The sequence below is a fragment of the Streptomyces sp. CA-294286 genome (genome assembly GCF_050947155.1).
GTDB lineage: Bacteria > Actinomycetota > Actinomycetes > Streptomycetales > Streptomycetaceae > Streptomyces.
On the sequence record NZ_CP192005.1, the window covers coordinates 1431169 to 1456813 of the forward strand.

The 25645-nt window shown below is 71.6% G+C and carries 23 protein-coding genes; 8 read left to right on the forward strand and 15 right to left on the reverse strand.

From position 1 onward, the window contains the following. The first annotated feature begins 85 nt into the window (after nucleotides 1–85). Entirely contained in the window at nucleotides 86–1309 is a 1224-nt protein-coding gene (locus tag ACQPZG_RS10855; protein ID WP_433545595.1) for an acetate kinase, read from the forward strand. An 84-nt stretch (nucleotides 1310–1393) separates the two neighbouring features. Continuing rightward, nucleotides 1394–2827 (forward strand): pyruvate kinase, encoded by a 1434-nt coding sequence (gene pyk / locus ACQPZG_RS10860; RefSeq protein WP_433545596.1) that lies wholly within the window; start codon nucleotides 1394–1396, stop codon nucleotides 2825–2827. Between the two features lie 109 nt (nucleotides 2828–2936). Here pyk and ACQPZG_RS10865 read toward each other — a convergent pair whose 3' ends face one another. The 4 genes from ACQPZG_RS10865 to ACQPZG_RS10880 all read right to left on the reverse strand — a co-directional run bounded on the left by ACQPZG_RS10865 (nucleotide 2937) and on the right by ACQPZG_RS10880 (nucleotide 7471). Continuing rightward, the gene (locus ACQPZG_RS10865) at nucleotides 2937–4478 is read right to left on the reverse strand and encodes a hypothetical protein (RefSeq protein ID WP_433545597.1); all 1542 of its coding nucleotides are present in this window, start codon (nucleotides 4476–4478) and stop codon (nucleotides 2937–2939) included. Further along, complete coding sequence (locus ACQPZG_RS10870; protein ID WP_433545598.1) at nucleotides 4468–5121, reverse strand: DUF6114 domain-containing protein; 654 nt, start codon at nucleotides 5119–5121, stop codon at nucleotides 4468–4470. Before ACQPZG_RS10870 ends, ACQPZG_RS10865 begins: the two co-directional genes overlap by 11 nt. A gap of 109 nt (nucleotides 5122–5230) precedes the next feature. Continuing rightward, nucleotides 5231–5863 (reverse strand): DUF6230 family protein, encoded by a 633-nt coding sequence (locus tag ACQPZG_RS10875; protein WP_433545599.1) that lies wholly within the window; start codon nucleotides 5861–5863, stop codon nucleotides 5231–5233. Between the two features lie 648 nt (nucleotides 5864–6511). Further along, nucleotides 6512–7471: a co-chaperone YbbN gene (locus ACQPZG_RS10880; protein WP_433545600.1), complete on the reverse strand. Its 960-nt coding sequence runs from the start codon at nucleotides 7469–7471 to the stop codon at nucleotides 6512–6514. A 328-nt stretch (nucleotides 7472–7799) separates the two neighbouring features. Between ACQPZG_RS10880 and ACQPZG_RS10885 the strand changes: the two genes are divergently transcribed. Next, nucleotides 7800–8429 carry a TetR/AcrR family transcriptional regulator gene (locus ACQPZG_RS10885; protein ID WP_433545601.1) on the forward strand — a complete coding sequence of 210 codons (630 nt, stop codon included), beginning with the start codon at nucleotides 7800–7802 and terminating at the stop codon, nucleotides 8427–8429. 3 nt (nucleotides 8430–8432) lie between these two features. On the opposite strand, the gene ACQPZG_RS10890 is transcribed toward ACQPZG_RS10885, so the two are convergent. After that, nucleotides 8433–9500 carry a GDP-mannose 4,6-dehydratase gene (locus ACQPZG_RS10890; protein WP_433545602.1) on the reverse strand — a complete coding sequence of 356 codons (1068 nt, stop codon included), beginning with the start codon at nucleotides 9498–9500 and terminating at the stop codon, nucleotides 8433–8435. After that, the gene (locus ACQPZG_RS10895) at nucleotides 9497–10648 is read right to left on the reverse strand and encodes a UDP-N-acetylglucosamine--N-acetylmuramyl-(pentapeptide) pyrophosphoryl-undecaprenol N-acetylglucosamine transferase (RefSeq protein ID WP_433545603.1); all 1152 of its coding nucleotides are present in this window, start codon (nucleotides 10646–10648) and stop codon (nucleotides 9497–9499) included. The genes ACQPZG_RS10890 and ACQPZG_RS10895 overlap by 4 nt, the downstream gene beginning before the upstream one ends. 52 nt (nucleotides 10649–10700) lie before the next feature. On the opposite strand from ACQPZG_RS10895, the gene ACQPZG_RS10900 reads away from it, so the two are divergent. From ACQPZG_RS10900 to ACQPZG_RS10915, 4 genes are all read left to right on the forward strand, one after another. Further along, nucleotides 10701–11393, forward strand: a complete 693-nt coding sequence (locus tag ACQPZG_RS10900; protein ID WP_433549356.1) for a response regulator transcription factor — start codon at nucleotides 10701–10703, stop codon at nucleotides 11391–11393. Beyond that, nucleotides 11390–12805, forward strand: a complete 1416-nt coding sequence (locus ACQPZG_RS10905; RefSeq protein ID WP_433545604.1) for a HAMP domain-containing sensor histidine kinase — start codon at nucleotides 11390–11392, stop codon at nucleotides 12803–12805. The genes ACQPZG_RS10900 and ACQPZG_RS10905 overlap by 4 nt, the downstream gene beginning before the upstream one ends. 151 nt (nucleotides 12806–12956) lie before the next feature. Then, the gene (locus ACQPZG_RS10910; protein WP_433545605.1) at nucleotides 12957–13226 is read left to right on the forward strand and encodes a helix-turn-helix domain-containing protein; all 270 of its coding nucleotides are present in this window, start codon (nucleotides 12957–12959) and stop codon (nucleotides 13224–13226) included. Nucleotides 13227–13380: 154 nt separating this feature from the next. Beyond that, complete coding sequence (locus tag ACQPZG_RS10915) at nucleotides 13381–14301, forward strand: aldo/keto reductase (RefSeq protein WP_433545606.1); 921 nt, start codon at nucleotides 13381–13383, stop codon at nucleotides 14299–14301. A gap of 128 nt (nucleotides 14302–14429) precedes the next feature. Here the strand turns inward: ACQPZG_RS10915 and ACQPZG_RS10920 are convergent, their stop codons facing one another. The 4 genes from ACQPZG_RS10920 to ACQPZG_RS10935 all read right to left on the reverse strand — a co-directional run bounded on the left by ACQPZG_RS10920 (nucleotide 14430) and on the right by ACQPZG_RS10935 (nucleotide 17716). Then, the gene (locus ACQPZG_RS10920) at nucleotides 14430–14918 is read right to left on the reverse strand and encodes a MarR family winged helix-turn-helix transcriptional regulator (RefSeq protein ID WP_433545607.1); all 489 of its coding nucleotides are present in this window, start codon (nucleotides 14916–14918) and stop codon (nucleotides 14430–14432) included. A 63-nt stretch (nucleotides 14919–14981) separates the two neighbouring features. Further along, nucleotides 14982–16682 (reverse strand): acyl-CoA mutase large subunit family protein, encoded by a 1701-nt coding sequence (locus tag ACQPZG_RS10925; protein ID WP_433545608.1) that lies wholly within the window; start codon nucleotides 16680–16682, stop codon nucleotides 14982–14984. An 86-nt stretch (nucleotides 16683–16768) separates the two neighbouring features. Then, entirely contained in the window at nucleotides 16769–17095 is a 327-nt protein-coding gene (locus ACQPZG_RS10930) for a DUF3817 domain-containing protein (RefSeq protein WP_433545609.1), read from the reverse strand. Between the two features lie 111 nt (nucleotides 17096–17206). Continuing rightward, nucleotides 17207–17716: a MarR family winged helix-turn-helix transcriptional regulator gene (locus tag ACQPZG_RS10935; protein WP_433545610.1), complete on the reverse strand. Its 510-nt coding sequence runs from the start codon at nucleotides 17714–17716 to the stop codon at nucleotides 17207–17209. 378 nt (nucleotides 17717–18094) lie between these two features. Between ACQPZG_RS10935 and ACQPZG_RS10940 the strand changes: the two genes are divergently transcribed. After that, nucleotides 18095–19108, forward strand: a complete 1014-nt coding sequence (locus ACQPZG_RS10940; protein WP_433545611.1) for a glycoside hydrolase family 6 protein — start codon at nucleotides 18095–18097, stop codon at nucleotides 19106–19108. Between the two features lie 299 nt (nucleotides 19109–19407). Here ACQPZG_RS10940 and ACQPZG_RS10945 read toward each other — a convergent pair whose 3' ends face one another. The 5 genes from ACQPZG_RS10945 to ACQPZG_RS10965 all read right to left on the reverse strand — a co-directional run bounded on the left by ACQPZG_RS10945 (nucleotide 19408) and on the right by ACQPZG_RS10965 (nucleotide 25478). Beyond that, complete coding sequence (locus tag ACQPZG_RS10945; RefSeq protein WP_433545612.1) at nucleotides 19408–21429, reverse strand: galactose oxidase-like domain-containing protein; 2022 nt, start codon at nucleotides 21427–21429, stop codon at nucleotides 19408–19410. A 1-nt stretch (nucleotide 21430) separates the two neighbouring features. Then, a complete protein-coding gene (locus ACQPZG_RS10950) occupies nucleotides 21431–23257 on the reverse strand; it encodes a glycosyltransferase family 2 protein (RefSeq protein WP_433545613.1) in 1827 nt (608 codons plus the stop codon). Nucleotides 23258–23368: 111 nt separating this feature from the next. After that, entirely contained in the window at nucleotides 23369–24031 is a 663-nt protein-coding gene (locus ACQPZG_RS10955; protein ID WP_433545614.1) for a TetR/AcrR family transcriptional regulator, read from the reverse strand. Further along, complete coding sequence (locus tag ACQPZG_RS10960; RefSeq protein ID WP_433545615.1) at nucleotides 24028–24726, reverse strand: DUF4166 domain-containing protein; 699 nt, start codon at nucleotides 24724–24726, stop codon at nucleotides 24028–24030. Before ACQPZG_RS10960 ends, ACQPZG_RS10955 begins: the two co-directional genes overlap by 4 nt. Beyond that, nucleotides 24723–25478, reverse strand: coding sequence for a hypothetical protein (locus ACQPZG_RS10965; protein WP_433545616.1), 756 nt, complete (start codon nucleotides 25476–25478; stop codon nucleotides 24723–24725). The genes ACQPZG_RS10960 and ACQPZG_RS10965 overlap by 4 nt, the downstream gene beginning before the upstream one ends. Between the last annotated feature and the right edge of the window lie 167 nt (nucleotides 25479–25645).

Here is a 25645-nt window from a genome sequence, read left to right on the forward strand (position 1 = left end):
GCATCCCGCCCGCCCTCCTACGGCCGCCCCACCTCCGCACCCCCCACCCCGTCACCCACACCCACCCCCGTACGAGAAGGCCCCCGTGACCTCCCACCCCACCCGCATCCTCGTCCTCAACTCCGGCTCCTCCTCCCTCAAGTACCAGCTCCTGGACATGCGCGACCGCTCCCGCCTCGCCCTCGGCCTCGTGGAGAAGATCGGCGAGCAGACGTCCGCGCTCACCCACACCCCCCTCCTCGGCGGGGGCGCCGGCAAGAAGCGCGTGCAGGAGACCCGGTTCGCCGACCACGACGAGGCACTCCAGGCGGTGGCCCTCGAACTCGCCGCCGACGGACTCGGCCTGGACTCCCCGGAGCTGGCGGCGATCGGCCACCGGGTCGTGCACGGCGGGCTGAAGTTCAGCGCCCCGACCGTCGTCACGGACGAGGTGCTGGCGGAGATCGAGCGCCTGGTCCCCGTAGCGCCCCTGCACAACCCCGCCAACATCACCGGCATCAGGACCGCGCAGGCGCTGCGCCCGGATCTCCCCCAGGTCGCCGTCTTCGACACGGCCTTCCACACGACGATGCCGGAGTACGCCGCCCGCTACGCGATCGACGTGGAGACGGCCGACGCGCACCGCATCCGCCGCTACGGCTTCCACGGCACCTCGCACGCCTACGTCTCGCGCAAGACGGCGGCGCTGCTCGGCAAGGACCCCTCCGAGGTCAACGTCATCGTCCTGCACCTGGGCAATGGCGCCTCCGCGTCCGCCGTCGCGGGCGGACGCTGCGTCGACACCTCGATGGGCCTCACCCCGCTCGAAGGACTCGTCATGGGCACCCGTTCGGGCGACCTCGACCCGGCGGTGATCTTCCACCTGGAGCGGGTGGCCGGAATGTCGAGCGAGGAAATCGACACGCTCCTCAACAAGAAGAGCGGCCTGGTCGGTCTCTGCGGCGAGAACGACATGCGGGAAATCCGCCGCCGTATCGACGAGGGCGACGAACAGGCCGAACTCGCCTTCGAGATCTACATCCACCGGCTGAAGAAGTACATCGGCGCGTACTCCGCCGTCCTGGGCAAGGTGGACGCGGTGGCCTTCACCGCGGGTGTCGGCGAGAACGCCGCGCCGGTGCGCGAGGCGGCCGTGAAGGGCCTGGAGGAGCTGGGCCTGGCCGTGGACGCCGCCCTCAATTCCGTACGTTCCGACGAACCCCGGATCATTTCCCCGGAGTACGCGCGGGTTGCCGTGGCCGTTGTACCGACGGATGAGGAACTGGAAATCGCGCACCAGGCGTACGACCTGGTGCGTGACGACGACTGAGCGCGTCTGAGCACCCGCGCGCCCATTTGTACATTCCACCAGACGGAATATTCCGCAGAGAAACAAACCGATAGGATCCGCCTTATGCGCCGTTCCAAAATCGTCTGCACCCTTGGCCCCGCCGTCGACTCCCACGAGCAGCTCGTCGCTCTGATCGAAGCCGGCATGAGCGTGGCCCGATTCAACTTCAGCCACGGCACCCACGAGGAGCACCAGGGCCGGTACGACCGCGTCCGCCGGGCCGCCGCCGAGACGGGCCGTGCGGTGGGCGTGCTCGCCGACCTCCAGGGTCCGAAGATCCGCCTGGCGAAGTTCGCCGAGGGCCCCGTCGAACTCGTCCGCGGTGACGAGTTCACCATCACGGCCGAGGACGTCCCCGGCGACAAGTCCATCTGCGGCACCACGTACAAGGGCCTGCCGGGCGACGTCCAGAAGGGCGACCCGATCCTCATCAACGACGGCAACGTCGAGCTGAAGGTGGTCTCGGTCGAGGGCCCGCGGGTCAGGACGATCGTCATCGAGGGCGGCGTCATCTCCGACCACAAGGGCATCAACCTGCCCGGCGCGGCGGTCAACGTCCCGGCTCTCTCGGAGAAGGACGTCGAGGACCTCCGCTTCGCGCTGCGCATGGGCTGCGACCTGGTCGCGCTGTCCTTCGTGCGCGACGCGGACGACGTCAAGGACGTGCACAAGGTGATGGACGAGGAGGGCCGCCGGGTCCCCGTCGTCGCCAAGGTGGAGAAGCCGCAGGCCGTCGAGCACATGGAGGGCATCGTCGCGGCCTTCGACGGCGTCATGGTCGCCCGTGGCGACCTGGCCGTCGAGTACCCGCTCGAAAAGGTCCCCATGGTGCAGAAGCGCCTCATCGAGCTGTGCCGCCGCAACGCCAAGCCGGTGATCGTGGCGACCCAGATGATGGAGTCGATGATCACCAACTCGCGGCCGACCCGCGCGGAGGCGTCCGACGTCGCCAACGCGATCCTGGACGGCGCGGACGCGGTCATGCTCTCCGCCGAATCCTCGGTCGGCGCGTACCCCATCGAGACCGTCAAGACGATGTCCAAGATCGTCGTCGCGGCCGAGGAGGAACTCCTCTCCAAGGGACTCCAGCCCCTGGTGCCCGGCAAGAAGCCGCGCACCCAGGGCGGCTCCGTCGCCCGCGCCGCGGCCGAGATCGCGGACTTCCTGGACGGCAAGGCGCTGGTCGCCTTCACCCAGTCCGGTGACACGGCCCGCCGTCTCTCCCGCTACCGCGCGGCCCAGCCGATCCTCGCCTTCACCACCGACGAGGCCACCCGCAACCAGCTCGCGCTGAGCTGGGGCGTCGAGTCCTTCGTGGTCCCCCACGTCGACAACACGGACGCCATGGTCGATCTCGTCGACGCCGAACTCCTCAAGCTCCAGCGCTACAACAACGGCGACACCATGGTGATCACTGCCGGTTCGCCCCCCGGCATCCCCGGCACCACGAACATGGTCCGGGTGCACCACCTGGGCGGCGAAGAGGCCGCTGCCTGAGCGCAGTCGGCGTTTCCGTCCGACGGGAGGAACCCGTAGGCGAGCGGCGGAGGGCGGGCCCCGGGGTTTCTCCCCGGGGCCCGCACTCCGCGCGTGAGGCGTACGGGGCTCAGCGGGCCGCCCGGCCCGTGCCGGGACCCGTGAAGTAGTTATGCAGGCCGGGGACGGTCAGCGTGCCGCCGAACTGGCCGGCCTGGGTGACCTTGACGTCGGTGAACATCGCGATCGGGACGTTCAGCGGCGGCGGGGTCCGGGGGCTGAAGGTCACCGGGATGAGGCCGAAGAGGTTGCCCTTGAGCTCCTCCGTGTACATCGTCACGGTTCCCTGGCGGAGAGTGGAGGTGGAGCCCCTGCGCGCCTCGACGTGCCCCGTGGTGCCCGCCGGGCCGACCGTCATCTGGTGCAGGTCCTTGATGTCCGTCTCCTTCGCGGTGAACTTCAGGACCTTCTTGGTCCTGCCGCTCGCCGTCCGGACCTCCACGACGCCCGCGTAGTCCAGGCCGCGCAGGGTGAGCATCGAGGTCTCCAGGACCCACGAGTCGTCCGGCAGGTCCGGAATGCCCGGCTCCAGCTCGGCGTCCGCGAGCGCCCGGGGGTCGGCGGTGGGGCACGGGTAGGGGATCGTGCCGTCGGCGTGGGGGACGAGGTCGGGCTTGCCGTCACCGTCCTGGTCGAAGTCCGCGACCTCGATGCCGAGCTTGGCGGCGGCGTCGCGGATGGCCTTCCCGGTCCTGGCCGCCGCGGCTTCCGCCTGCTGCTTCGCCTCTTCGGCCGCCTTGTCCCGGGCGTCCTCGGCCTCCTTGGCCTTCCTCGCCTCCCCGGCTGCCCCCGCTGCGTCGGGGGTTGCCGTGCCGGGCTTGGCGTCGGCGCTCTTCCTGCCCTTCGCCGCGCCCTTGTCGGGGACGGCGCCGGCCGGGGCCTCCGTCGTCGCAGGCGTGGGCGCGGCATCGCCGGCCGTGCCGCCCGCGGGGGCGGTCGGCTTCGCGCTGCCCGTCGGGGCGGGGGACGACGGGCGGGTGGGGGGCTCGTCCTTCTTGCCGCCGAGGCCGTCGAAGAAGTCCTTGATCTTGGGGCCCACGCCGAGCGGGTCGAGGGGGTGGTGGCTCTGCGTCTCGGCGGGGGGCGGCGTGGGGGTGGAGGCGGGTGGGGCGGCCGGGGGGCCGCCCCCGGTGGCGGGACCGCTCGACGGAGCCCCGGCGTCCGTACCGGCGGGGGACGTGCCGGGGTCCGGGGCCGGAGTGCCCTTGCCCGTGCCGGCCTCCCTGTCCGCGCCTCCGTCGGCGTCGGCGTCCTTGTCCGCGCCCGCCTTGTTCCCGGCGTCCGCGTCCGCCGTGCCCGAGGGATCCGCGCCCTTGTCCGGCACGCCCTTGTCCGGCTCGCCGTCGCCGTCCTTGTCCGGTTCGTCCGGCTGCGTCACGCACGGGCCCGGGGCGAACGGGTTGGCCGGTTCACCGGCGGCCATCGCCGGCTTCGGCGTCAGGCTCATCCCGACGAACACCGCGGTCGGCATCGCCGCCAGGGCCAGGGCCTTGCCCGCGGGCAGCTGGAACCTGGTCAGCAGCGACTTCCTGGGGGCCGCGTGTCGCGGGCCGCTTCTCCGACGGGCCGCCGCTCCCCCGCCCGCGGCCCTCTGGGCCTCGTCACCCCGCACTGTTCCTCCTGCCATCGGCGTCGCCGGACGTGTCGTTCGTGTCCGTCCGAAGGGACGGGGGCGGAGCAGGGGCGTGCGGGCCGGCGGGGGGTTCCTCGCTTTTCGAGAGGTCGATCGCCGTCGTCCGCCCGGCTCCGGGGGCGACCGGCGCGGGGCCGGTGGCCGGAGCGGGAGAGGGGCCGCCGTATCCGGCGTATCCGGCCGGCTCCGTACCCGGCGCAGCGGCGTAGGGGGAAAGGTCCGTCCGCGCCGGAGCCCACGCGATCGACATCGCGCCGCCCACCATGGCGAACAGGAAGCCGAACAGGAAGCCGCCGAGGTTCGACACCGGTATGGAGACGAGGGCGAGCAGGATCGAGGCGACGCCCGCGAAGATCCGCACGATGGAGTGGAACCACATCGTGAGCCCCAGCGTGACCAGCAGGACGCCGATGATGAGCGAGCCCGCGCCCGCCGTGGTCGCCATGGTGATCGTGAGCGCGCCCAGTTTCACGTCGTTGTACGGGAAATACATGATCGGGACGCCACCGACGAGGGTGAGGAGTCCCGCCCAGAACGGCCGCACGCCCCGCCAGGCGCGGAAGCGCAGCCGCCAGTAGTGGACATCGCGGCCCTGACTCGGAACCGTGGTCTCGGCGCTCATGAAAACAGCTCCCTGGAACCGGTGTTGCTGTACAGAAGAGGAGGGAGGAAGGGGAGCGGGCGGGACGCCGGGGGAACGCGCAACGGCATCTCCGCCCGCAACGGGGTGCCTAGTAGCACTCCTTGACGCCCTTGTGCAGACGCAGGTTGAGGCCGCTGAGCTTGAAGGTGCCCGCCGACGTCGCCCAGGCGCGCTGCTTCACCTTGGTCAGCACGGCCTCGTCGGCCTGCTGGGCGAAGCCGAACTTGTTCGCCTCGGTCTTGGGCTGGATGCCCGGACCCTTGTCGGCGCTGCCGGCCGCGACGCCGATGTCGATGTTCTTGAACTCGGCGTCGGCGTCCAGCTCGGCGACGTCCAGGTAGAGGTTCTCGGCCTTCACCGGCGTGCCGCCGGTGCCGGCCCTCAGCATCAGGCTGACGCTGCCGAAGACCGGGACGTTGGGTGTGACGACCGACTGGCACATGTTCGTGATGTCGGCCGACTTGAAGCCGGAGACCGCGACCGGGTGCAGGGTCGGCTTGCCTTCGAGGTCATTTCCCTCGGCGAGGCTGCCGTACTGCACGAAGCCCTTGCCGTCCAGCCTGTCGGCCGTGACCTTGAAGTCCTGACCGGAGACGCTGAACGAAGCCGCCAGCGCACCTTGGGCCATGGCGACGCCTATCGCGGCGGTCGCGGCGACGGTCGGCACCATGACGACCGCGAAGCGACGCCATCTGGTTCCACCGCGTACTGGGGAGCTCATGTACTTTCCTCCTTCTCGGACGTACATCTCCGGTACGGGCAGGACCCGTACCGGGAGGGGAGAAGTGCTACGTCCTCGGAGTCCGAGAGCCCGCTTCGGCCGTCAGGCGTGAGCCACGTCCGAAGCACCGGCGCCCACCCCCGAGCGACAACCACTGGGCCGCGCGTTCGCGCAACCTGCTGGACAGGCCCCGCCGTGGTGGCGGAGACCCCCCTGTCCGGAGCCGGCAGCGCTGCTGTCGGCCCACCCGGTGGGGACCCTCACGACCGTCGCCCCGAGTGGCTTCCGGGACGTGTGCGAAGGACCGGGCGTCGCCGATCGTGGTGCATGCACGGGCGCGGGCACAAGAGGTCCGTTACTCACTGGTAATGCCGTGATCACCAGGGCGCTGCCGTGCGGTCTCGCAGGGTGGTGGGCGGGTGCGGCCGGTGACCCGGAAAACCGGGTGATTGCCGCAACAAGGCGGACAGAATGTCGAGCCCCTGTTACTTCAAGTAACAGCGGCCGCGATTGCCAAGTTTCGGCAAAGCGCGGCCGCGTTTTATCACTGTGTCGCCAAATCACCGCGATGCGGAGGGACATCGCGGGTGCGGGAGCGGTGGAACGGGTTTCGTCCCCCGCCCCCGGTCCGGGAAGAAGGGCGGGCTGCTAGAAGAGCACCCGCGCGAGCGCCGTACGGGCGGCGCTCACCCGCGGGTCGTCGGAGCCGACGACCTCGAAGAGCTCCAGCAGCCGGACCCGCGCCGCGTCCCGGTCGTCCCCTGCCGTCACCCGCACCGTGTCGACGAGTCGCGAGAACGCGTCCTCGACATGGCCGCCCGCGAGGTCCAGCTCGGCGGCGGCGATCTGCGCGGCCGGATCGGCGGGCCGGTCGGCGGCGTCCTTGCGGGTCTGCTGCGGGTCCAGCTTCGTGACCCGCGCGAGCAGTTCGGCCTGTACGAGACCGGCCTTGGCGTCCGGGTTCGCCGGGTCGTCCGCCAGGACGTTCTTGTACGCCTGGACGGCGCCCGCGAAGTCATTGGCGTTCAGCGCGTCCATGGCCGCGTCGAGCAGCGCGTCGTACGGGCCGACCGGGGCCGGCGTCTCCGCCGCGGGACCGTCGGTGACCTGGATGCCGGTCAGCCCGAAACGCTCCTCGCCGACCTGGATGAGCTGGTCGAGGGTGGCCCGGATCTGCTCCTCGGGCGCGACGCCCTGGAAGAGCGGCAGGGCCTGCCCCGCGACGACGGCGAACACGGCCGGAACGCCCTGGACGGCGAACTGCTGCAACAGCATCGGGCTCGTCTCGCCCTCGACCTTGGCGAGCACGAACCGGCCCCGGTACTCCTCGGCGAGACGGGCCAGCTGCTGCGTGAGCTGCTCGCTCTGCTCGGAGCGGCGCGACCAGAAGGCCACGACGACCGGCACCTCGGAGGCGAGCTGGAGTACTTCGGTCTCGAAACCGGCTTCGTCGACGTCGAAGACGAGGTGCGAGGCGGGCGCGGCGGGCGCTCCGCCCTGCCGGGCGGCCTCGGCGCGTGCCTGCTCCGCCTTCTGCCGGGCCTCGTTGGCCGCTTTCACCGCGGCGAGGTCTACGACGCCGCTCATGGACATGTTCCTAGGCTGCATGCGTACATCCTCCCCCCTCGGCGGCCCGTTCGGAAAAGCGCCCGCAAAGCATCCCGGTTGCCTTCGGGAAGTGTCCGAAAGCAACCGGAAGTGCCCGAGAGGACCCTCCGCCCGCACGCGGGCTTCTCACGAGGGCCCGAGGGCGGTACTGCTTGGCTGGTGCCGGGTCCCCACCCGGCGCCGGTGGTTGTCGCTCGGCCGACGTCCGGGTGACCGGCGCAGGCTTTCGCTACGGGCCGTAGCGTAACTCGGCCGGCCGGGCGGACGACAGTGATCCGCCTCACGAGTCGCGGCGGATCCCCGCGTACCCGCCGGTATGGTCTCGGTCATGTCGCTTCCCGCCACCCCGCCGCACCCCCGGACCGGAAGGCCCCGCAGTGCCGCCGCGGACGCCGCGATCCTGGTCGCCACCCGGGAGGCGCTGGTGGAGCTGGGCTGGTCGAAGCTGACCATGGGCGATGTGGCGCGGCGCGCCGGGGTCGCCAAGACGACCCTGTACCGGCGGTGGGCGCACAAGAGCGAGCTGGTCGTCGACGCGGTCGCCGTCCTCTTCGACGAGCTGGAACTCCCGGACCGGGGAAGCCTGCTGGAGGACGTGCAGGGTGTCGTCCTGCAGTTCGCCGCACTCCTGGAGCGCCCCGAGACGAAGACCGCGCTGATGGCGGTGGTCGCCGAGTCCACCCGGGACGTCGCCCTGCGCGAGCGGATCCGCTCGGCGATCGTCGAGCGTCAGAAGCGCCTCGTACTGCTGGGCCGGGAACGCGCGCAGGCCCGAGGCGAACTGCCGTACGAGGAGTCCCCGGTACAGGCCGCCCGCAACGCGGACCTGATCTTCGACGTGATCGCGGGCGCCGTCGTCCACCGGGCGCTGGTGAGCGCGGAACCGGTGGACGAGGCGTGGGCGCACAGCTTCACGTCGTTGCTGGTGAGCGGTCTGGGCGGGGCGCAGGGCCGGTAGGCGTCAGACCTGGTAGCGGTCCGGCGCGAAGAGGTGGACGTTCTGGGCCACCCACTCGCTGGTCCGCCGCAGCCCGTCCTCAAGGGACGTCTGCGGCTGCCAGCCCGCCCACTCGCGCGCCCTCGTGTTGTCGGACAGCAGGCGCTCCACCTCGCTGCCCGAGGGCCGCAGCCGCGTCGGGTCGACGACGACCTCGGCGTCGCGGCCGGAGGCGGCGACGAGCGCGGCGGCCAGCTCCCCGATCGCGATCTCGCGCCCGGTGCCCAGATTGACCGTCTCGCCGAGCGCACGGTCGCAGTCCGCCATCGCGAGGAAGCCGCGCGCGGTGTCGGTGACGTACGTGAAGTCACGGGTGGGCGTGAGCGACCCGAGCTTGATCTCCCGTGCCCCCGAGTGGAGTTGGGCCAGGATGGCGGGGATGACAGCGCGCGCGGACTGCCTGGGGCCGTACGTGTTGAAGGGGCGGACGACCGTCACCGGCAGTTCGAAGGCGTGGTGGAAGCTGAGCGCCGTCATGTCGGCGCCGATCTTGGAGGCGGAGTACGGCGACTGCGGCTGGAGCGGGTGCTGCTCGCTGATCGGCGCGGTGCGGGCGGTGCCGTACACCTCGCTGGTGGAGGTGTGGACGAGCCGGCGCACCTCGTGACGGCGGCACGCCTCGGCGATGTTCTCCGTACCGACGACGTTGGTCTGCACGTACGCGCCGGGTGAGGCGTAGCTGTACGGGATGCCGATCAGGGCGGCGAGATGGAAGACGGTGTCCGTGCCCGCGACGGCGTCCGACACCCGGCCCGCGTCGCGCACGTCGCCCGCGAACATCTCGACCCCGGGGTCGGCCAGGTGGTGCTTGAGGAAGCCCTTCTCGGCGTACGGCTTGTAGTGCACGAAGGCCCGGACGTCCGCGCCCCGTTCCACGAGCAGGTCCACCAGGGTGGAGCCGATGAAGCCCTCGGCGCCGGTGACGAGGACCTTGCGGCCGTTCCAGTCGACGCGGTCGATGCTCCCGGTGGGGTTGCCGTGCCCGGTGCGGGTGCGGTGCCCGGCGGGGTTGCCGTACTCGTTCGTGCTCATCGGGTGAACTCCATGGCTCGGTGGGCGTGTTCGGGAAGGCCGGAGAGGCGCAGCACCTGTGCCGCGAGCAGGTCGGCGGCCTGGGCGTGGGTGCTGGGGCCGGCCGCGCGGGACATCGCGGCGAGCCGCGCCGGGTCGGCGAGCAGCGGATCGACGAGCGCGGCCAGCCGCTCGGCGGTGGTCTCCGCGTCCGGTACCAGGTGGGCGGCGCCCGCGTCCGAGAGCACCCGGGCGTTGTGGGTCTGATGGTCGCCCGGGGCGTGCGGATACGGCACCAGCACGGCGGGCACGCCGACCGTCTCCAGCTCGGCGACGGTCGCGGACCCCGCCCGGCACACGACCAGGTCGGCGGCGGCGTACGCGAGGTCCATCCGGTCCAGGTACGGCACGACGGTCGCGACCGGATTGCCGCCGGTCCGCCGCCGGGTCTCGGCCAGCTTGGCGGGCCCCGTCTTGATCAGCAGATGTACGTCGTCCCGCCCGCGCCACCGCTCGGCGAGTCCGGTCGCCGCCTCGGTGAGCCGTGCGGCGCCGAGACTTCCGCCGTTGAAGAGCACGAGCCGTGCGCCCGCCGGCACGCCGAACGCGCGCCGCGCCTCGGCGCGCAGGCCGTCCCGGTCGAGGCGGGCGAGGGACGCGGCGATCGGCATGCCGACGGTCAGGGCGTCCTGCCCGCCCGCGAGGTGGGAGCGGCTGCGGTCGAAGGCGACGGCGATGTTGCCGGTGAGGCGCGCCGCGAACTGGTTGGCCCGGCCGGGGACGGCGTTGGACTCGTGGATGATGCTCGGCAGCCCGGCCGTCCTCGCGCCGACGATCACCGGGGCGCTGGGGTAGCCGCCCATGCCGACGGCGACGTGCGCGCCCTGCGCCTTGAGGATCGCGCGGGCCTGCGCACCCGACTTCAGCAGCGCCGCGGGCAGCAGGTATCTCTTCGCCCCCAGCGAAGGGTCGAACGGAATCATGTCGACGGTGTGCAGCCGGTACCCGGCCCCCGGTACGAGGTCCGTCTCCAGGCCCCGGGTCGTGCCGACGAAGGAGATGACGGCGTCGGGCACAGCCCGGCGCAGTGCTTCGGCGAGCGCGAGCCCCGGGTAGATGTGTCCCCCGGTGCCGCCCGCCCCGATCACGACTGAGAGTGGTGTGCGCATGGCCGCCACACTCACGAAGATCCTTAAGAAGGTTCTAAGAGCCCGGTTCGGCATGATTCATGCCATGACGAAGATCCTGGTGGCCGACGACGAGCCGGAAGTGCGGGCCGCGGTCGAGGACGGCCTGACCATCGAGGGGTACGAGGTGCGGGGCGCCCCGGACGGCCTCGCCGCGCTGTCCGCGATCGGCTCCTGGCAGCCGGACGCGCTCGTGCTGGACGTGATGATGCCGGTGCTGGACGGCCTCGCGGTGTGCCGCCGACTGCGCGCGGTCGGCAACCGCACGCCGATCCTCGTCCTCACCGCCCTCGATGCGGTGAGCGACCGGGTCGACGGCCTGGACGCGGGCGCCGACGACTACCTGGTCAAACCGTTCGCGCTGGACGAGCTGGTGGCCCGCGTACGGGCACTGCTGCGGCGCGCCGCCCCGCTGCCGGAGGAGGACGACTCCCTCGCGTACGCGGACCTGGTCGTCGACCCGGCCACCCGCACGGGCCACCGTTCCGGGCGCGCCCTGGAGTTCAGCCGCACGGAGTTCGCCCTCCTCGAACTCCTCCTGCGCCACCCCGGCCAGGTGCTCCCCCGCGAGCTGATCCTCGAACTGGTCTGGGGCCGCGACTTCGGCCCGGACTCCAACTCCCTCGCGGTGTACGTGGGTTACCTGCGCCGCAAACTGGAGGCGGCGGGCGGGAGCCGTCTCGTCCACACCGTCCACGGCGTGGGCTACCGCCTGGACCTGGCGTGAGCGGCGGACGTCGCCGTCGCGCCCTCGGGGCCCGCTGGCGCCGCCACCGCCCGCTGCGCACCCGCCTCGCCCTCTCCGCGTCCGCCGCGGTCGCCCTGGTCGCGATCGGGATCTGCACGGCCGCGTACTTCGTCATCCGGTACGAGATGTACCACCAGCTCGACCTGAACCTGACGCAGTCGGCGACCCGCCTCGTGCAGTCGGACCGCCATCCGGCGACCGGGGTCCTGTCGGGCGAGTGCCGCTACCTGTCCGCGCCCGCGTGCGCCCAGGTCGTGCCGTCGGACCCGGCGGAGGACCCCCGGGAGCGGTACGTCCTGCCGGTCTCGCCACCGGTCCGCGAGGTGGCGTCGGGACAGCGCGCCCCGTACTTCTCGAACTTCACCTACGAGGGCCACCCGGCCCGTCTCGCGGTCACGCCGATCGGCGGCGGCCGAGCCCTTGAGCTGGCCCTGCGCGCCGACTCGGTGGAGCGGGGCATCCGGCAGGCCGCCCTGCTGCTGTCGGCGGTGGGCGCGGCCGGTGTGCTGCTGGCCGCCGCGCTCGGTTACTGGGTCTCGCGCACCGGACTGGCCCCGGTGGCCCGCCTCACCGCCACCGCCGAACGCATCGCCGCCACCCGCGACCCGCGCCACCGCATCGAGCTCCCGCCGGGCCCGCCCTCCCGCGAGGACGAGGTCACCCGCCTCGCCACCAGCTTCAACACCATGCTGGGCGAACTGGAACAGTCCGTCTCCGCCCAACGCCGCCTGGTCGCCGACGCCTCTCACGAACTCCGCACCCCCCTCACCGCCCTGCGCACCAACGCCGAACTCCTGGCCCGCGCCGACCGGTTGAGTCCGGAGCAGCGGGACCGGGCGTCGGGGGCGCTGGGCCGGCAGCTCCGCGAGGTGACCGGCCTGGTCAACGACCTGATCGAACTCGCCCGCGACGAGGAGCCGCAGCCGCTGCTGGAGGAGGTCCGCCCGGCCGCCCTCGTCGAGCACGCGGTGGCGGCGGCCGCCGCCCACTGGCCGGCCACCCCCTTTCCGCTGCACGTGGCCCCCGAAGCCGTGCCGGTCACCCTGCCGGGCGTCCCTGCCCGGCTGACCCGCCTTCTGACGAACCTGCTCGACAACGCGGCGAAGTTCAGCCCGCCGAAGGCCCCGGTGGAGGTCGAACTCGTCGTGTCAGGGGCGCACTTGGAGTTCACCGTCCGCGACCACGGCCCCGGGATCGCGCCCGGGGACCTCCCGTACGTCTTCGACCGCTTCTACCGCGCGGAGGCCGCCCGCGCCCTGCCCGGCTCGGGCCTGGGCCTCGCCATGGCCCGCCAGATCGCCCGCGCCCACGGCGCGGAGTTGACGGCAGAACAGGCACCGGGCGGCGGGGCGTTGTTCCGCCTGCGGTTCGGGGAGCGTACGCACGAATGATCACGGAACCAGTCGCCGCCCGGACCGCCGCGAGCGGGAGGGTTGTTGCAAGAAGGCCGGAGGAAGACTCACGAGCACCGGGTGTCACACCAGCTAGAAGATCCCGCCCGAGCACCGCGAAGATCCCGCGTACCGTGCCGCGGGCCGCCGGATGGACTTCGCGCAGGCCGTCTACGACCGGCGTTCCGTCGTGGGCCGGCGCACTGCGGAACTGGCCCGGCGGGCCGGAATGGCCGAGGCGGACATCGAGTCCGTGGAGGAGAGCGCGGTGGATCCCACCCTGGAGCTCATCGAGCGGCTCGCCGCCGCCCTGGGTGCGGGGGCCGGACCGATCCTGGCTCGACCCCGGAGTTCCGGTTCGAGGGGCGCGCCGCCTGAGCAGGCCGGGGCGCCGGATCCGGCACCCGGTTGCGTCCGGTGACACATGTGTCAACTCCCCGGGTGTGCCGCGGCATTCCCGATTCCGATGTGACTCTTCACCGACTTCTCCCACCTTCCCCCGCGCCCCGCCGTGCCCCCATACTCCGAGTCGGCATCCGCCAGGAAGCCCCCGTGAAGCCCACCCGGAGGACTGCATGCCCGACCGCCCCACCCCCGCCGCAGCCGCCGCCGGGACCTGGAAACTCGGCGGTGAGCTGTCCGTCCGCCGTCTCGGTTACGGCACCATGCGCCTGCCGCAGATCGGGCCGGCGCTCGACACCACCTCCGTGCCGCGCGACCGCGACCAGGCCGTGGCTCTGCTGCGCCGGGCCGTGGACCTCGGCGTCAACCACTTCGACACCGCGGCCTTCTACTTCTCCTCCGCGCACTCCGCCAACGAACTGCTCCGCGCCGCCTTCTCGCCGTACGCCGAGGAACTCGTCATCACCACGAAGGTGTGGCCGGCCCGCACCCCGGCCGGGGACTGGTGGTACGCCGAGCCCCATCAGCTCCGCGGCCAGGTCGAGGAGAACCTCCGCCAACTCGGCCGCGACCACCTCGACGTCGTCAACCTGCGCATCCCGCGCAGCCGGTCGACCGGCTCCATCGCCGAGCACTTCGGTGCCCTTGCCGACCTGCGCGAGGCCGGGCTCATCCGGCACCTCGGCGTCTCCAACGTCACCGCCGCCCACCTCGCGGAGGCCCGCAGCATCGCGCCGGTGGTCTGCGTACAGAACCCGTACGGCCCGGGAGCTGCGGCCGAGGACACGGCGCTGCTGCACAGCTGCGGCGAACAGGGGATCGCGTTCGTCCCCTTCTACGCCATCGCCGGCGCGGGCCGCGAGACCGGTGCGACGGGCATCGAGGAGGAGCGGGTCCTCGCCGTAGCCCGTGCCCACGACGCCTCGCCCGCGCAGGTCCGGCTGGCCTGGACCCTCCAGCAGGGGCCGCACGTGCTGGCCATTCCGGGGACGGGCGACCCCGCCCACCTGGCGGCGAACGTCGCCGCCGCCTCGCTGCGCCTCACCGCGGCGCAAAGGGCGCTGCTGGCGTCGCCCGACGCCGTCCCGGCCTGACGGCTGCCGCCCGCCCCGGCCGGTGGTTCGGCCCGGGGCGGACCACGATGACGGCCGACGGGGCTGGGGTCGCGGGCCGCCGGGACGGCGAGGCGCGGGTGCGGGCCGCCGGGACGGCCGGTGGCGGTCTACTGCCAGGGCTGTGTGCCCTGCTTCGCGTTGGCCGTCATACGGCGCAGGACCTTCAGCGCGGCCACGTACTCCTCGTCGCTCACCCCCTCGTGGACCTGGGCGCGCAGCCGGGTGACCAGTTGCTTGATCTCCGCCTTTCCCGCCCGGCCCGACTCCGTGAGGGAGAGACGGTCCTGCGGGTCCGCCGCGAGCCAGCCCCGGTGCAGGAGCTGGTCGATCACGCGGGAGATGTCGTACGGGTTGTCGGCGACGTCCGCGAGGGCGGCGATCACCTCGGGGCGAGTGGCGGGGGCCGCGTCGACGCGGTTCAGCACCCACCACTGGGGCTGCGTGACGTCGTAGCGGGCCATGGAGTCGCGCAGCAGGTTCTTGACGGCGTTGCTCGCGATGCCCGTCCAGTAGGCGACGGGCTGGGAGGCGAGGTCGGCGTCGGCGGCCGAGGGGTCGGCGGGGACGACGGCGGGAGATGCGGAAGCGGTGGTCATGCGGGCGACGCTACGACCTCAAGGGCGGTTGAGGTCAAGCGTCGCCCGTGGACCCGACTCCCGTCAGAAACCCGGGGGTTCGACGTAGACGCCCCACTCGTCCCGCAGCACTCCGCAGATCTCGCCCAGCGTGGCCTCGGCCCGTACCGCCTCCAGCATCGGCTCGATCATGTTGGAGCCGTCGCGGGCCGCGGTCAGCATGGCGTCCAGCGAGGCCCGTACCTTGGCGTCGTCGCGGCGGGCCCTGCGCTCGGCGAGCGCCCGCACCTGCTCGGTCTCGACCTCGTGGCTGACCCGCAGGATCTCCAGGTCGCCGGTGACCGAACCGGTCGCGGTGTTCACGCCGACGACCTTCTTGTCGCCCTTCTCCAGCGCACGCTGGTACTGGAAGGCGGACTCGGCGATCTCGCCGGTGAACCAGCCGTCCTCGATGCCGCGCAGGATGCCCGAGGTGATCGGACCGATGGGGTGCCGGCCGTCGGGGTGGGCGCGCAGGCCGCGCTCCCGGATCTGGTCGAAGATCTTCTCCGCCTCGGCCTCGATGCGGTCGGTGAGCTGCTCGACGTACCAGGAGCCGCCGAGGGGATCGGCGACGTTGGCGACGCCGGTCTCCTCCATGAGGACCTGCTGGGTGCGCAGCGCGATCTCCGCCGCCTGCTCGCTCGGCAGGGCGAGGGTCTCGTCGAGGGCGTTGGTGTGCAGGGAGTTGGTGCCGCCGAGGACGGCGGACAGGGCTTCCACGGCCGTGCGGACGACGTTGTTGTACGGCTGCTGCGCGGTGAGGGAGACACCGGCGGTCTGGGTGTGGAAGCGGAGCCACTGCGCCTTGTCGGTCCTGGCTCCGTACACCTCCTTCATCCACCGGGCCCAGATCCGGCGCGCGGCGCGGAACTTGGCGATCTCCTCGAAGAAGTCCAGGTGCGCGTCGAAGAAGAAGGAGAGGCCGGGGGCGAAGACGTCCACGTCCAGGCCGCGGGACAGGCCCAGCTCCACGTAGCCGAAGCCGTCGGCGAGGGTGTACGCCAGCTCCTGTGCGGCCGTTGCCCCGGCCTCGCGGATGTGGTAGCCGGAGACGGAGAGCGGCTTGTACGCGGGGATGCCCGCCGCACAGTGCTCCATCAGGTCGCCGATCAGGCGCAGGTGCGGTTCGGGCTGGAAGAGCCACTCCTTCTGGGCGATGTACTCCTTGAAGATGTCCGTCTGGAGCGTGCCGTTCAGGAGACCGGGGTCGACGCCCTGGCGCTCGGCGGCGACCAGGTACATGCAGAAGACGGGGACTGCCGGGCCGCTGATGGTCATGGAGGTCGTGACGTCGCCGAGGGGGATGTCCCCGAAGAGGACCTCCATGTCCGCGGCGGAGTCGATGGCGACGCCGCAGTGGCCGACCTCGCCAAGCGAGCGGGGGTCGTCGGAGTCGCGGCCCATGAGGGTGGGCATGTCGAAGGCGACGGAGAGGCCGCCGCCGCCGGCGGCGAGGATCATCTTGTAGCGCTCGTTGGTCTGCTGGGCGTTGCCGAAGCCGGCGAACTGGCGGATGGTCCAGGTCCGGCCCCGGTAGCCCGTCGCGTGCAGGCCGCGGGTGAAGGGGTACTCGCCGGGCCAGCCGATCCGCTCGAAGCCCTCGTACGTGTCGCCGGGGCGCGGACCGTAGACCGGCTCGACCTCGTCGCCGGAGAGGGTGGTGAAGTCGGCGTCTCGCTTGCGGGCCCTGTCGTACCGGGCCTGCCAGCGCTGGCGGCCCTGTTCAATCGCGTCGGCGTCCATACCGCCAATTTACTAGGACGTCCTAGTAAATGTCGATGGACAACCGCCGTACGGTTCGGATCCGTACGGCGGCGGGGCGAAACGCGCTACGGCTTGCTCATGACCGGGCCGTCGTCCTTGACGAGCAGCTTGGCCTCACGGGTGATCTTCGGCTCGACGAAGAAGCTGGCCACCGGGATGCAGCCGGCCGCGAGCACCCACAGGAGCTTGCCGAAGGGCCACTTCGCCTTGGAGCCGAGGTCGAAGGCGAAAATCACGTAGACGATGAAGAGCACACCGTGGATCTGGGAGATCAGCATGGTGTCGCCGGTGTCGAAGCCGTACTTCAGGACGATGGCGACGGTGAACACCAGGAGCCACACGGCGGTGACGTAGGCCATCACCCGATAACGGGTCAGCACGCTCTGTTTCATGCCGTCGAGCGTAACCGGGCAGGCCGGGCGATCTTCGGGCGGGCCGGGCGGGCGCGACGGCCCGCGCGAGGGACGCGGAAAGGGGGACGGATGCCGGTACGGGGCGGGCGCTCAGCCCTCGTCGAAGTCCTTTGCCGCCACCCGCAGCGGCCTCAGCATCGCGAAGATCTCCGCGCACTCCTCCGCGTCGTACACCCCGAGCCCGAACTCCATCCCCATCAGGTCCCGGGTCGCCGCCTCGACGACCTCGCGGCCCTTGTCGGTGATGGACGCGAGGGTTCCGCGCCCGTCGTTGGGGTTCGGGCGCTTGTCGACGAGCCCCGACCTGACCAGCCGGTCGACGGTGTTGGTCACCGACGTCGGATGGACCATCAGCCGCTCGCCGATCTTCGACATCGGCAGCTCGCCCGCCTTGGAGAAGGTCAGCAGGACCAGCGCCTCGTACCGCGCGAAGGTCAGCCCGTACGGCTTGACGACTGCGTCGACCTCGGCGAGCAGGATCTGCTGGGCGCGCATGATCGAGGTGATCGCGGCCATCGACGGCACGGGACCCCAGCGCTGCTGCCAGAGTTCGTCGGCGCGGGAGATGGGATCGAAGGGGAGGCTGAGCGGCTTCGGCACAGATCGACCCTACCGGTCGGTCACATGCCGGTCAGCTGTGTCTCGCGGTTCGGTACGCGGACTTCCGTGCGCCGCGGAGGCCACGGGGCGCCCGGGGGTCCACGAGCCGCGGGGCTCCTGCGCGGGGGCCGGTCCGCCGTGCCTCCGGGAATCCGTTCGCACGTGCGGACCAGCCCTGTGAACCCGGCGCGCGGCTTGCGGCATCCGGGAGCCCGGCATCCGGCACCGTCGGATGCACACGGCCGCAGATCGCACTCGCCGCCGGGTCGTAACCCCGTGCGAACTGTGCGTTATGTCAGGATTGTGCGGTTCCGTGCCTGCGCGGCAACAGGGTCCGTTTCCGCCGTGAGCAGTCGTCACTCGTCCCGAGGAGGCTGGATGTCCGGCCGAAGGTTCTTCCTTAAGGCCCACTCCGTGGTGGCCGCGCTCCTGGTGGTCGGCGTCGCCGCGTGCTCGTCGCCCGACACTCCGGCCCCCGCCGAGGAGACCGTCTCCGCCCCGTCGGCTCCGGCTTCGGCCTCACCGTTCTGGGTCGATCCCGACTCCAGCGCCGCCCGGCAGGTCAGGGAGTGGACCGCGCAGGGGCGTACCGAGGACGCGAAGGCGCTCCGGAAGATCGCCGACCGGCCCGTCGCCGACTGGCCCGCCGGGGACGATCCCGTGCCGGACGTCCGGCGGGTCACGGCGGAGGCGTCGAAGGAGGGCCGCACCGCCGTCCTCGTCGCGTACAACATCCCGCACCGCGACTGCGGCCAGCACAGTGCCGGCGGGGCACCGGACGGGAACGCGTACCGGGCCTGGCTGGACTCCTTCGCGCAGGCGATCGGGAACGCCTCCGCCACCGTCGTCCTCGAACCGGACGCCGTCCCGCACATCGTCGACGGCTGCACACCGCCGGAGAACCACGACGAGCGGACCCAGCTGCTCGCCCAGGCCGTCGAGCGGCTGAAGCGGCAGCCCAGGACGAAGGTGTACATCGACGCGGGGAATCCGGCGTGGATCGACGACCCGGGGAAGCTCGTCGACCCGCTGACCCGGTCCGGCATCGCGAGGGCCGACGGGTTCTCGCTGAACGTGTCGAACTTCCAGCGGAACGACGTGGTGAAGGCGTACGGGTCGCAACTGTCCGGGCTGCTCGGGGGTACGCACTACCTCGTCGACACGAGCCGGAACGGAGCGGGCCCGCTGCCCGGTTCCCGGGCGGACGCCTGGTGCAATCCGACCGGACGGGCGCTGGGGACCCCGCCCACCGACAGGACGGGCGACCCGCTGCTCGACGCGTACCTGTGGATCAAGCGCCCCGGCGACTCGGACGGCGAGTGCCGGGGCGGTCCCAGCGCGGGAACGTGGTGGCCGGACTACGCGCTGGGGCTGGCGCGCCGGTCCCGCTGACCGGCGGTCGCCCGACCCGAGCCCGTCGGGGCCCGGCGATCGGCGGTCACTCGACCGGGGCGGTCGCCACCCGATGGCCGTCGGCCACGCGGCCCGGACCCCTCACCTCCCGGGCGGGTGTCCACGCGACCCCGCCCCCTCACCTCCGATGCCCGGCGGCCGCGCGGCCGGACCCCTCGGGTGGCTACGCGGCCCGGACCCCTCACCTCCCCATGGCCGGCGCCCCCGGCCCGGACACCACGCCTCCCGCTCGCGGGCGGCCACCCTGCCCGGATCCCACGGGTCGCGGTGTCCGGCTCTCACTTCACCTGGATCCACTTGGCCTCGGACGGTACTCCGTCCTTGTCCGTGACGAAGAGCATGTACCAGCCGGCCGGGACCAGGGTCCGGTCGGCGGGCACGGTGACCGTCACGCCGTTCCTGTCCTTCTTCAGGCCCAGTTCGACCGAGCGCTGTTCGACGTCGGTGGTGTGGGTGACGGCGCTGGGACGCATGAGGCGCGCCTTGACGATGCGGTCGGCGTCCTTGGTCCGGTACGAGGCGCGGGACGCCTGGAACGCGTCGGGGCCCTCCTCCAGGACCGGTCGGGCCCTGCCCTTCTCCAGGTAGGGCGGCGTGAAGATCTCCACGCGCTGCTCGAAGGCGCCGAGCTTGGTGTTGTCCTCGTCGCCGTAGAGCGGGTCGGAGCCGAAGGTGGCGATGCGGCCGTCGGGCAGCAGCAGCGCCTCGGAGTGGTAGTTGCGGCCGACGGTGGGTTCGGCGGCGTCGCGGAACGCGTTGGCCTTCGGGTCGTAGAACTGGGCCGTGAGGAGGTCGCTGGCGCTCCGGCCCCGGTAGTCGCGGGAGCCGCCGCTGGTGAAGACGGTGTCGTCGGGCAGCAGGACGGAGGACAGGTAGCGGGTCCCCTGGGAGAGCGGCGGGCCGGACGTGAAGGCGGGTTTGCCGGCCTTCAGGTCGGCGATGGCGGTGCGGGCCGTGGCCTTCTCGGACTCGCCGACCCCGCCGCCGCCGAGCACCATCACCTTCTGGTCCTGGGCGGGCGGCAGCAGGACGGACGCGGAGGTCTCCAGCTGGTCGGGGTCGGCCATGCCGCCGACCTTGGTGAAGGCGTTGGTCTTCACGTCCCACAGGCCGGGGACGCGGCCCTTCTCGGCCGGTCCGTAGCCCGCGTTGGAGCCGGAGTAGAAGAGTTTGCCGCCCTTGGTCAGGAAGAGGGCCGGGTAGGTGGGGAAGTAGCGGAAGGGGCCCTTGCTCCACTTCTTCGTCCTGGGGTCGTAGATCTCGTTGTCGCCGGGAACGACGTCGCCGACGTCGTTCAGGCCCGATGCGGCGAGCACCCTGCCGTCTTCGAGGGTGGCGAGCGTCGGGTACCAGCGGGCGTCCTTCATGGGCTGTACGGGGACGTACTTCTCGGCCACGGGGTCGAACTCGTAGGCCGCCTTGATGCCCTGGAAGTCCTGCTTCTCGGTGGTGATCCGCTGCGCGAGGCCGTAGACGTCGTCGGCGTCCTTCTCCGGCAGGCCCACGATCTCGTACTGGGCCGCCTGCGTGGTGAGCGCCCCCGGGCCCTCCTTGGCGGCCTCGACGAAGACGCGCGACTCGGCGGCCGTGACCTTGGTCTCCCAGGGCTTCATCTGCCCGGACGCGAAGTAGCCGACCTTGAACTCGCGCTTGGCCCGGGGCACGGTGACGTCGAACTTGGACACGTACTCGACCCCGGAGGGCGACCGGAAGCGGGTGCCCTTCTTCAGGGTGACGGCCTTGTCGGGGTTCTCGTTCTTGACCCGCATGCCGCCGCCCGCCCGCGACACCTTGCCGTCCAGCACCTCGTACCGGGCGGTGCCGCCCGCCACCAGGAGCTGTCCGTCGGGGAGCTGGGCGTGCCCGGCGCAGAAGAAGTCCTCCGGGGTGGGGATCTTCTTGAAGGTGTTCTTCTTCGGGTCCCACAGGACGGTGTCGAAGGTGCCGGAGTCGAACTTCTTCTGGTCGTTGCCGGAGCCCGCGATGAGGAGCACCTTGCCGGTGCGGAGGAGGGCGGCGTGGATCGCGTTCACCTTGTACTCGCTGGGGACGTCGAGCACGGCCCAGGAACCGAACTCCGCCTTGTAGCCGGGCTGGGCGATCTTGTACGCGTGGTACTTCTCCTGCGCGAAGTCCAGGGCGGCGGGGGCGTTGAGGCCCACGAGGAGGATGACGGCGCCGCCGCCGAGGAGGGTGTTCTTCAGCTTTTTGGGCTTCTTCGCGCTGCTCGCCGCCGCGCCGGTCGGGGCGGCCGGGCCGTTCTGCCCCTTCTTCGGCCTGCTGGTCGGGCGGTCTGCCATGTCACTTCCCTCCGGTGGTGGTGGCTCCGACGGCGGCCGGTGAGCCGGCGGTGGCGGCTGCCGTGCCCTCCGGCTCGATCGTGGCGTAGGCCCGCGCGGGCCTCCTGCGGCGCTCGCGTCGGCGGACGGCTCCGGCTGCCGCATCCTTCCTGCTGCCGCGTTCGGCGTACTTGCCGCACAGCCAGACCGTCACCGGGGCGAGCGTGATGATCAGCGCCAGTACGGCCCAGGTGCGCATCGCGGCGTGCGTGTTGCCGTACTGGACGGACGCCCACAGCGACGCGATCAGGATCGCCGCCCAGAAGAAGTGGATGCGGAACGTCAGCAGCCGGTCGGGGCTGACCTCGCCGCCCTTGGGGGTCACGACGAACTTGCCGCGGCGGCCGACGACCGCCGCGCCGAGCGACTTGAGGTAGATCGGTGCGCAGATCGCGGACATCGCCATGCCGGCCAGGCCGCCGGAGCCCTCGGGCTCGTGCGGCGAGACGTTGTGGCGGCGGTTCCAGAGGTAGAGGCCGATCTGCAGGGCGACGGCGTCGCTGTAGAGCATCAGCCAGACCGAGGTGGAGACCTGGGTGCCGGACGCGCCGAACCACAGGAACAGCACGCAGCTCAGAATGCCCAGGAGCCAGTTGACCGCGGTCATGGGGTAGTAGAGGAGCATCAGGCCGTAGTTGAGCAGCCGCCCCGGCGGAACCCGGAAGGGCGCCTTCCAGAGCTGCTTGAACACCGTCTCGTAGGTGCCCCTGGACCAGCGCATCTGCTGGGTGAAGAAGTCCGTCCAGGACGAAGGGCCCTCCCCCACCGCGAGCACGTCGGGGGTGTAGACCGAGCGCCAGAAGTGCCCCGTGCGCGGGTTCTTGCGGCGGTGGATCTCGAAGCCGGTCGCCATGTCCTCGGTGATCGAGTCGTACAGTCCGCCGACCTGGGTCAGCGCGCTGACGCGCACCACGTTGTTCGTACCGACGAACATGGGGGCGCGGTAGCGGTTCCCGGCGCGCTGGATCAGGGCGTGGAAGAGGTACTGCTGCGACTCGGCGGCCTTGGTGACGGAGGCCCGGTAGTTGCCGTACACCTGGGGGCCGACGACGAACGCGATGTCGGGGTCGCGGAAGTAGCCCAGCATCCGTTCCAGGTAGTTGGGCAGCGGGACGTGGTCGGTGTCCACGGACGCGAAGTAGTCGTAGCCCTTGCCGTGCATGGCCAGCCAGGCGTTGTAGTTGCCGTGCTTGGTCTTCTCGCGGTGCGGGCCCTTCTTCTGGTTCCAGTCGGGGACGCCCTTGCGCGTGAAGTGCTTCACGCCCAGCTCGGCGCAGAGGGCCTTCGCCTCGGCGTCGTCGCCCTCGTCGAGGAGCCAGACGTCGCACCGCCCGCGGTGGCGGACCTTGACCGCGCCTTCGAGCGTGGCGCGGACCATGGCGAGGGGCTCCTTGCCCGGGACGTACGTCGTCAGGAACGCGACGCGGGTTCCCTTGCGGGCGTGCACCGGGACCGGGTCGCGGGCGACCATCGTCGCGTGCGCGATGGACGCCACGTTCATGAACATGAAGAACATGATCAGAGCGATGGAGCCCAGCATCACGTGGTCGGCGCGGACCAGCCAGGGGTCGGCGTTCTCCCGCTCGGTCCAGTGCGAGGGCCACACCAAGTACGCCAGCAGGACCAGCGAGAGGATCGGCGCGAGCGTCATCAGGAGGACGGCTCGTATTCGGTGGGGTTCCTTCGAGAGCAGACTCGTGTACTGGACCGTGTAGGAACCCTTCCCCGGGTCCGTCAGCGGCCCGGCGAGACGGCTGTGCTTCTCGTAGTCGTAGCCCTCCGGCAACACGCGGCCTCCAAGCTGATCCCGTGAGGCCCATACCCCACGAAAGCCACGAAACGTCAGATATGAGGTCGTGTCGACTCGGGGCGTCCGATGGAGCTACCGCACCGGACCGCGCTACGGGATGCGCCGGTCCGACGGGGTGTTCTGGCGTTTCGCCCTGCGCAGCCCCAGCCTGACGGCGTGCTGGGCCACCGGACCCAGGTCCTCCAGTACGCCGATGAGCCCGGCCAGCTGCTCCAGTGCGTCCAGCGCGCCGGCGGCGCCGATCTCGTCCACGCCCTCGTACAGCTCCAGGCCGATGAACGCGGCGGCCACCGCGCGGGCGAGGCCCGCCGGGTCGGTGAACTCGGCGACGGGGCTGTGCTCCAGGACCCGGCCGAGCACCTTCTCGATCTCCTCGATCCACAGGTCGAGGCCGGCCGCGGTCGCCGGGGCCAGTCGGGGCTGGGTCTGTGCCCCGGCGAGGAGCTGGCCGAGGAAGGCCACGTGGCCGCCGCGCTTCTCCTCCTCGTGCATGACCCGGCCGAATTCGAGGAGTTCGGCGAGGGTGGTGATCGCGGCGAGGCGCAGCCGGTAGCGGGCGACACGCTGCTCGGCGCCGTACCGGCAGGCGGCGGCCAGGAGTTCGTCGACCGACCCGAAATGGTAGAAGACGAGTGCCTGATTCACCCCGGCGGTCGTCGCGATGCTGCGCGCCGACGTCTTGGCGATGCCCTGCTCGGAGAGCGTCCGCAACGCCCCCGCCAGCAGTTTCTCCCTGGTCTCCGTGGCGCTCATGCGCGGACCTCCTCGCGTATCGGGCGCAGCCCCGGCCGGATGCCGTGCGCTGTCGCGTCCAGGAAGGCGGCCCGGAAGGACCCTTCGTACCCGAAGAGCGGGCCGAACCGCCGGTTGGTCACCCTGACACGGATCAGGAAGCGCCCTGTCCGCTCGTCGTACGACTCCCTGACCTCGGCGTCGCCGCCGATCAGGTGCGGGACGCGGACGTCGACGGGGCCCTCCCGGAAGCGGTGCTCGCCGGAGCGGATCACCAGGCCGCCGTGCCGGTCGGCGGAGAAGTGGAGGTCGCTGGCGAGGTGCTGGTGGGTGCCGAGGTAGTCGAGGACGCAGTCGCGCTCCGGACTGTGGATCATGGTGGCGTCGAAGCGGCGGGGCCCGCCGGGGAAGTGGAAGGTCCGCACGAAGGTGACGGTCTCGCGGCCGTGGGAGTCGGTGTACGGGACGTTCTCGATGACGAAGGGCACGTGCCGTCCGGCTTCCGGCACCAGGATGTTGCGCTTCGCCCCGAGCCGGAGGAACGGCCGTACGAAACCGGGCCCGTGCCATATCCGGTCCATCACCCCGCGCCCCACGCACGCCTCCCCGCTGTCCAGGCCGACGGAGAAGCGTCGCTGGAGCATGGGGTGCAGCCGGTCGAAGGCGTCGTCGCCCATGGCGGTGCGGAAGACGGATGCGTGGCGGGCGGGGGTCATCGGGGCTCCAGGGTGGCGAGGATCGAGGGCGTACGGGCCGGGGCGGACGTCGTGCGCGAACAGCGGCGCGCGGCGGGCGTGCCGGGCAGGGGCGGCAGCAGGACGGCCGCCGCGAGGAGCGCCGCGGCGAGGACGGGGGCGCCGCCGGCGAGTGCGGGCGCGTGGACGGCGAGCGCGGGTCCGCTGCCCGCCAGTACGACCGCGAGGACGGCGACCGCGGTACGGGCGGCCAACTCGCCCACCGCCCGTCCCAGCAGCCGCGCCGGGCTCGTCCCCCGCTCCAGCCACAGCCGCAGCCGGTCGAAGGACCAAGCGGTCGCCCACCCCATGAACGGCCGGAACGCGAATCGGTCGGCGACCGCCCCGAAGCGGCCCCAGCGCGTCCGGTAGTCGTATCCGGTGACGAAGCGGACCCCGTCGGGCGTCGGCACGTACCGCCAGTAGCCGCTGCCCCACGCGAGGAGGGAGAGCGGGTGCGCGGAGGCGAACCGCAGGGCGGAGGTGCGGGTGCCGTCGGGCCGGTGGCGCTCGCCCGCACTGATCCCGGTGCCGGAGACGGTGACGAAGGGCAGTACCCGGGTCGCGTACCGGAAGTGCTGCGGCTCGTCGGGCGAGCGGCGCGGCAGGAAGTCGATCTCGGTGAACCGCAGGTCCCACCGCTGGTGCTGGGCGGGCTCCTGGGTGCGCTCCCAGAGGAGTTCCTGATCGGCGCGGATCAGCGCCTCCACGTACAGCGGCTTCGCCTGCTTCATGTCCTCACCCCGGTCGTCGGCTTGTTTGAGCGACTGCTCAAACGGAAGGTACGCGCTTTTGAGCGACTGCTCAACCCCGGGTACGAGAAAACCCCTGGCCCGCTGACCAGGGGTTGCTCGGGATACTCGGGTTGCTCGGGTTGCTCGGGTTGCTCGGGTTGCTCGGG

Excerpts from the sequence above, each read along its gene's own strand:
- ACQPZG_RS10945 (WP_433545612.1), bottom strand. The coding sequence starts at position 21,429 with ATGGCAGACCGCCCGACCAGCAGGCCGAAGAAGGGGCAGAACGGCCCG.
- ACQPZG_RS10895 (WP_433545603.1), bottom strand. The coding sequence starts at position 10,648 with ATGCGCACACCACTCTCAGTCGTGATCGGGGCGGGCGGCACCGGGGGA.
- ACQPZG_RS10885 (WP_433545601.1), top strand. The coding sequence starts at position 7,800 with ATGTCGCTTCCCGCCACCCCGCCGCACCCCCGGACCGGAAGGCCCCGC.
- ACQPZG_RS10875 (WP_433545599.1), bottom strand. The coding sequence starts at position 5,863 with ATGAGCTCCCCAGTACGCGGTGGAACCAGATGGCGTCGCTTCGCGGTC.
- ACQPZG_RS10915 (WP_433545606.1), top strand. The coding sequence starts at position 13,381 with ATGCCCGACCGCCCCACCCCCGCCGCAGCCGCCGCCGGGACCTGGAAA.
- ACQPZG_RS10870 (WP_433545598.1), bottom strand. The coding sequence starts at position 5,121 with ATGAGCGCCGAGACCACGGTTCCGAGTCAGGGCCGCGATGTCCACTAC.
- ACQPZG_RS10930 (WP_433545609.1), bottom strand. The coding sequence starts at position 17,095 with ATGAAACAGAGCGTGCTGACCCGTTATCGGGTGATGGCCTACGTCACC.
- ACQPZG_RS10900 (WP_433549356.1), top strand. The coding sequence starts at position 10,701 with ATGATTCATGCCATGACGAAGATCCTGGTGGCCGACGACGAGCCGGAA.
- ACQPZG_RS10955 (WP_433545614.1), bottom strand. The coding sequence starts at position 24,031 with ATGAGCGCCACGGAGACCAGGGAGAAACTGCTGGCGGGGGCGTTGCGG.
- ACQPZG_RS10960 (WP_433545615.1), bottom strand. The coding sequence starts at position 24,726 with ATGACCCCCGCCCGCCACGCATCCGTCTTCCGCACCGCCATGGGCGAC.
- ACQPZG_RS10910 (WP_433545605.1), top strand. The coding sequence starts at position 12,957 with ATGGACTTCGCGCAGGCCGTCTACGACCGGCGTTCCGTCGTGGGCCGG.
- ACQPZG_RS10920 (WP_433545607.1), bottom strand. The coding sequence starts at position 14,918 with ATGACCACCGCTTCCGCATCTCCCGCCGTCGTCCCCGCCGACCCCTCG.
- ACQPZG_RS10890 (WP_433545602.1), bottom strand. The coding sequence starts at position 9,500 with ATGAGCACGAACGAGTACGGCAACCCCGCCGGGCACCGCACCCGCACC.
- ACQPZG_RS10940 (WP_433545611.1), top strand. The coding sequence starts at position 18,095 with ATGTCCGGCCGAAGGTTCTTCCTTAAGGCCCACTCCGTGGTGGCCGCG.
- ACQPZG_RS10965 (WP_433545616.1), bottom strand. The coding sequence starts at position 25,478 with ATGAAGCAGGCGAAGCCGCTGTACGTGGAGGCGCTGATCCGCGCCGAT.
- ACQPZG_RS10925 (WP_433545608.1), bottom strand. The coding sequence starts at position 16,682 with ATGGACGCCGACGCGATTGAACAGGGCCGCCAGCGCTGGCAGGCCCGG.
- ACQPZG_RS10880 (WP_433545600.1), bottom strand. The coding sequence starts at position 7,471 with ATGCAGCCTAGGAACATGTCCATGAGCGGCGTCGTAGACCTCGCCGCG.
- pyk (WP_433545596.1), top strand. The coding sequence starts at position 1,394 with ATGCGCCGTTCCAAAATCGTCTGCACCCTTGGCCCCGCCGTCGACTCC.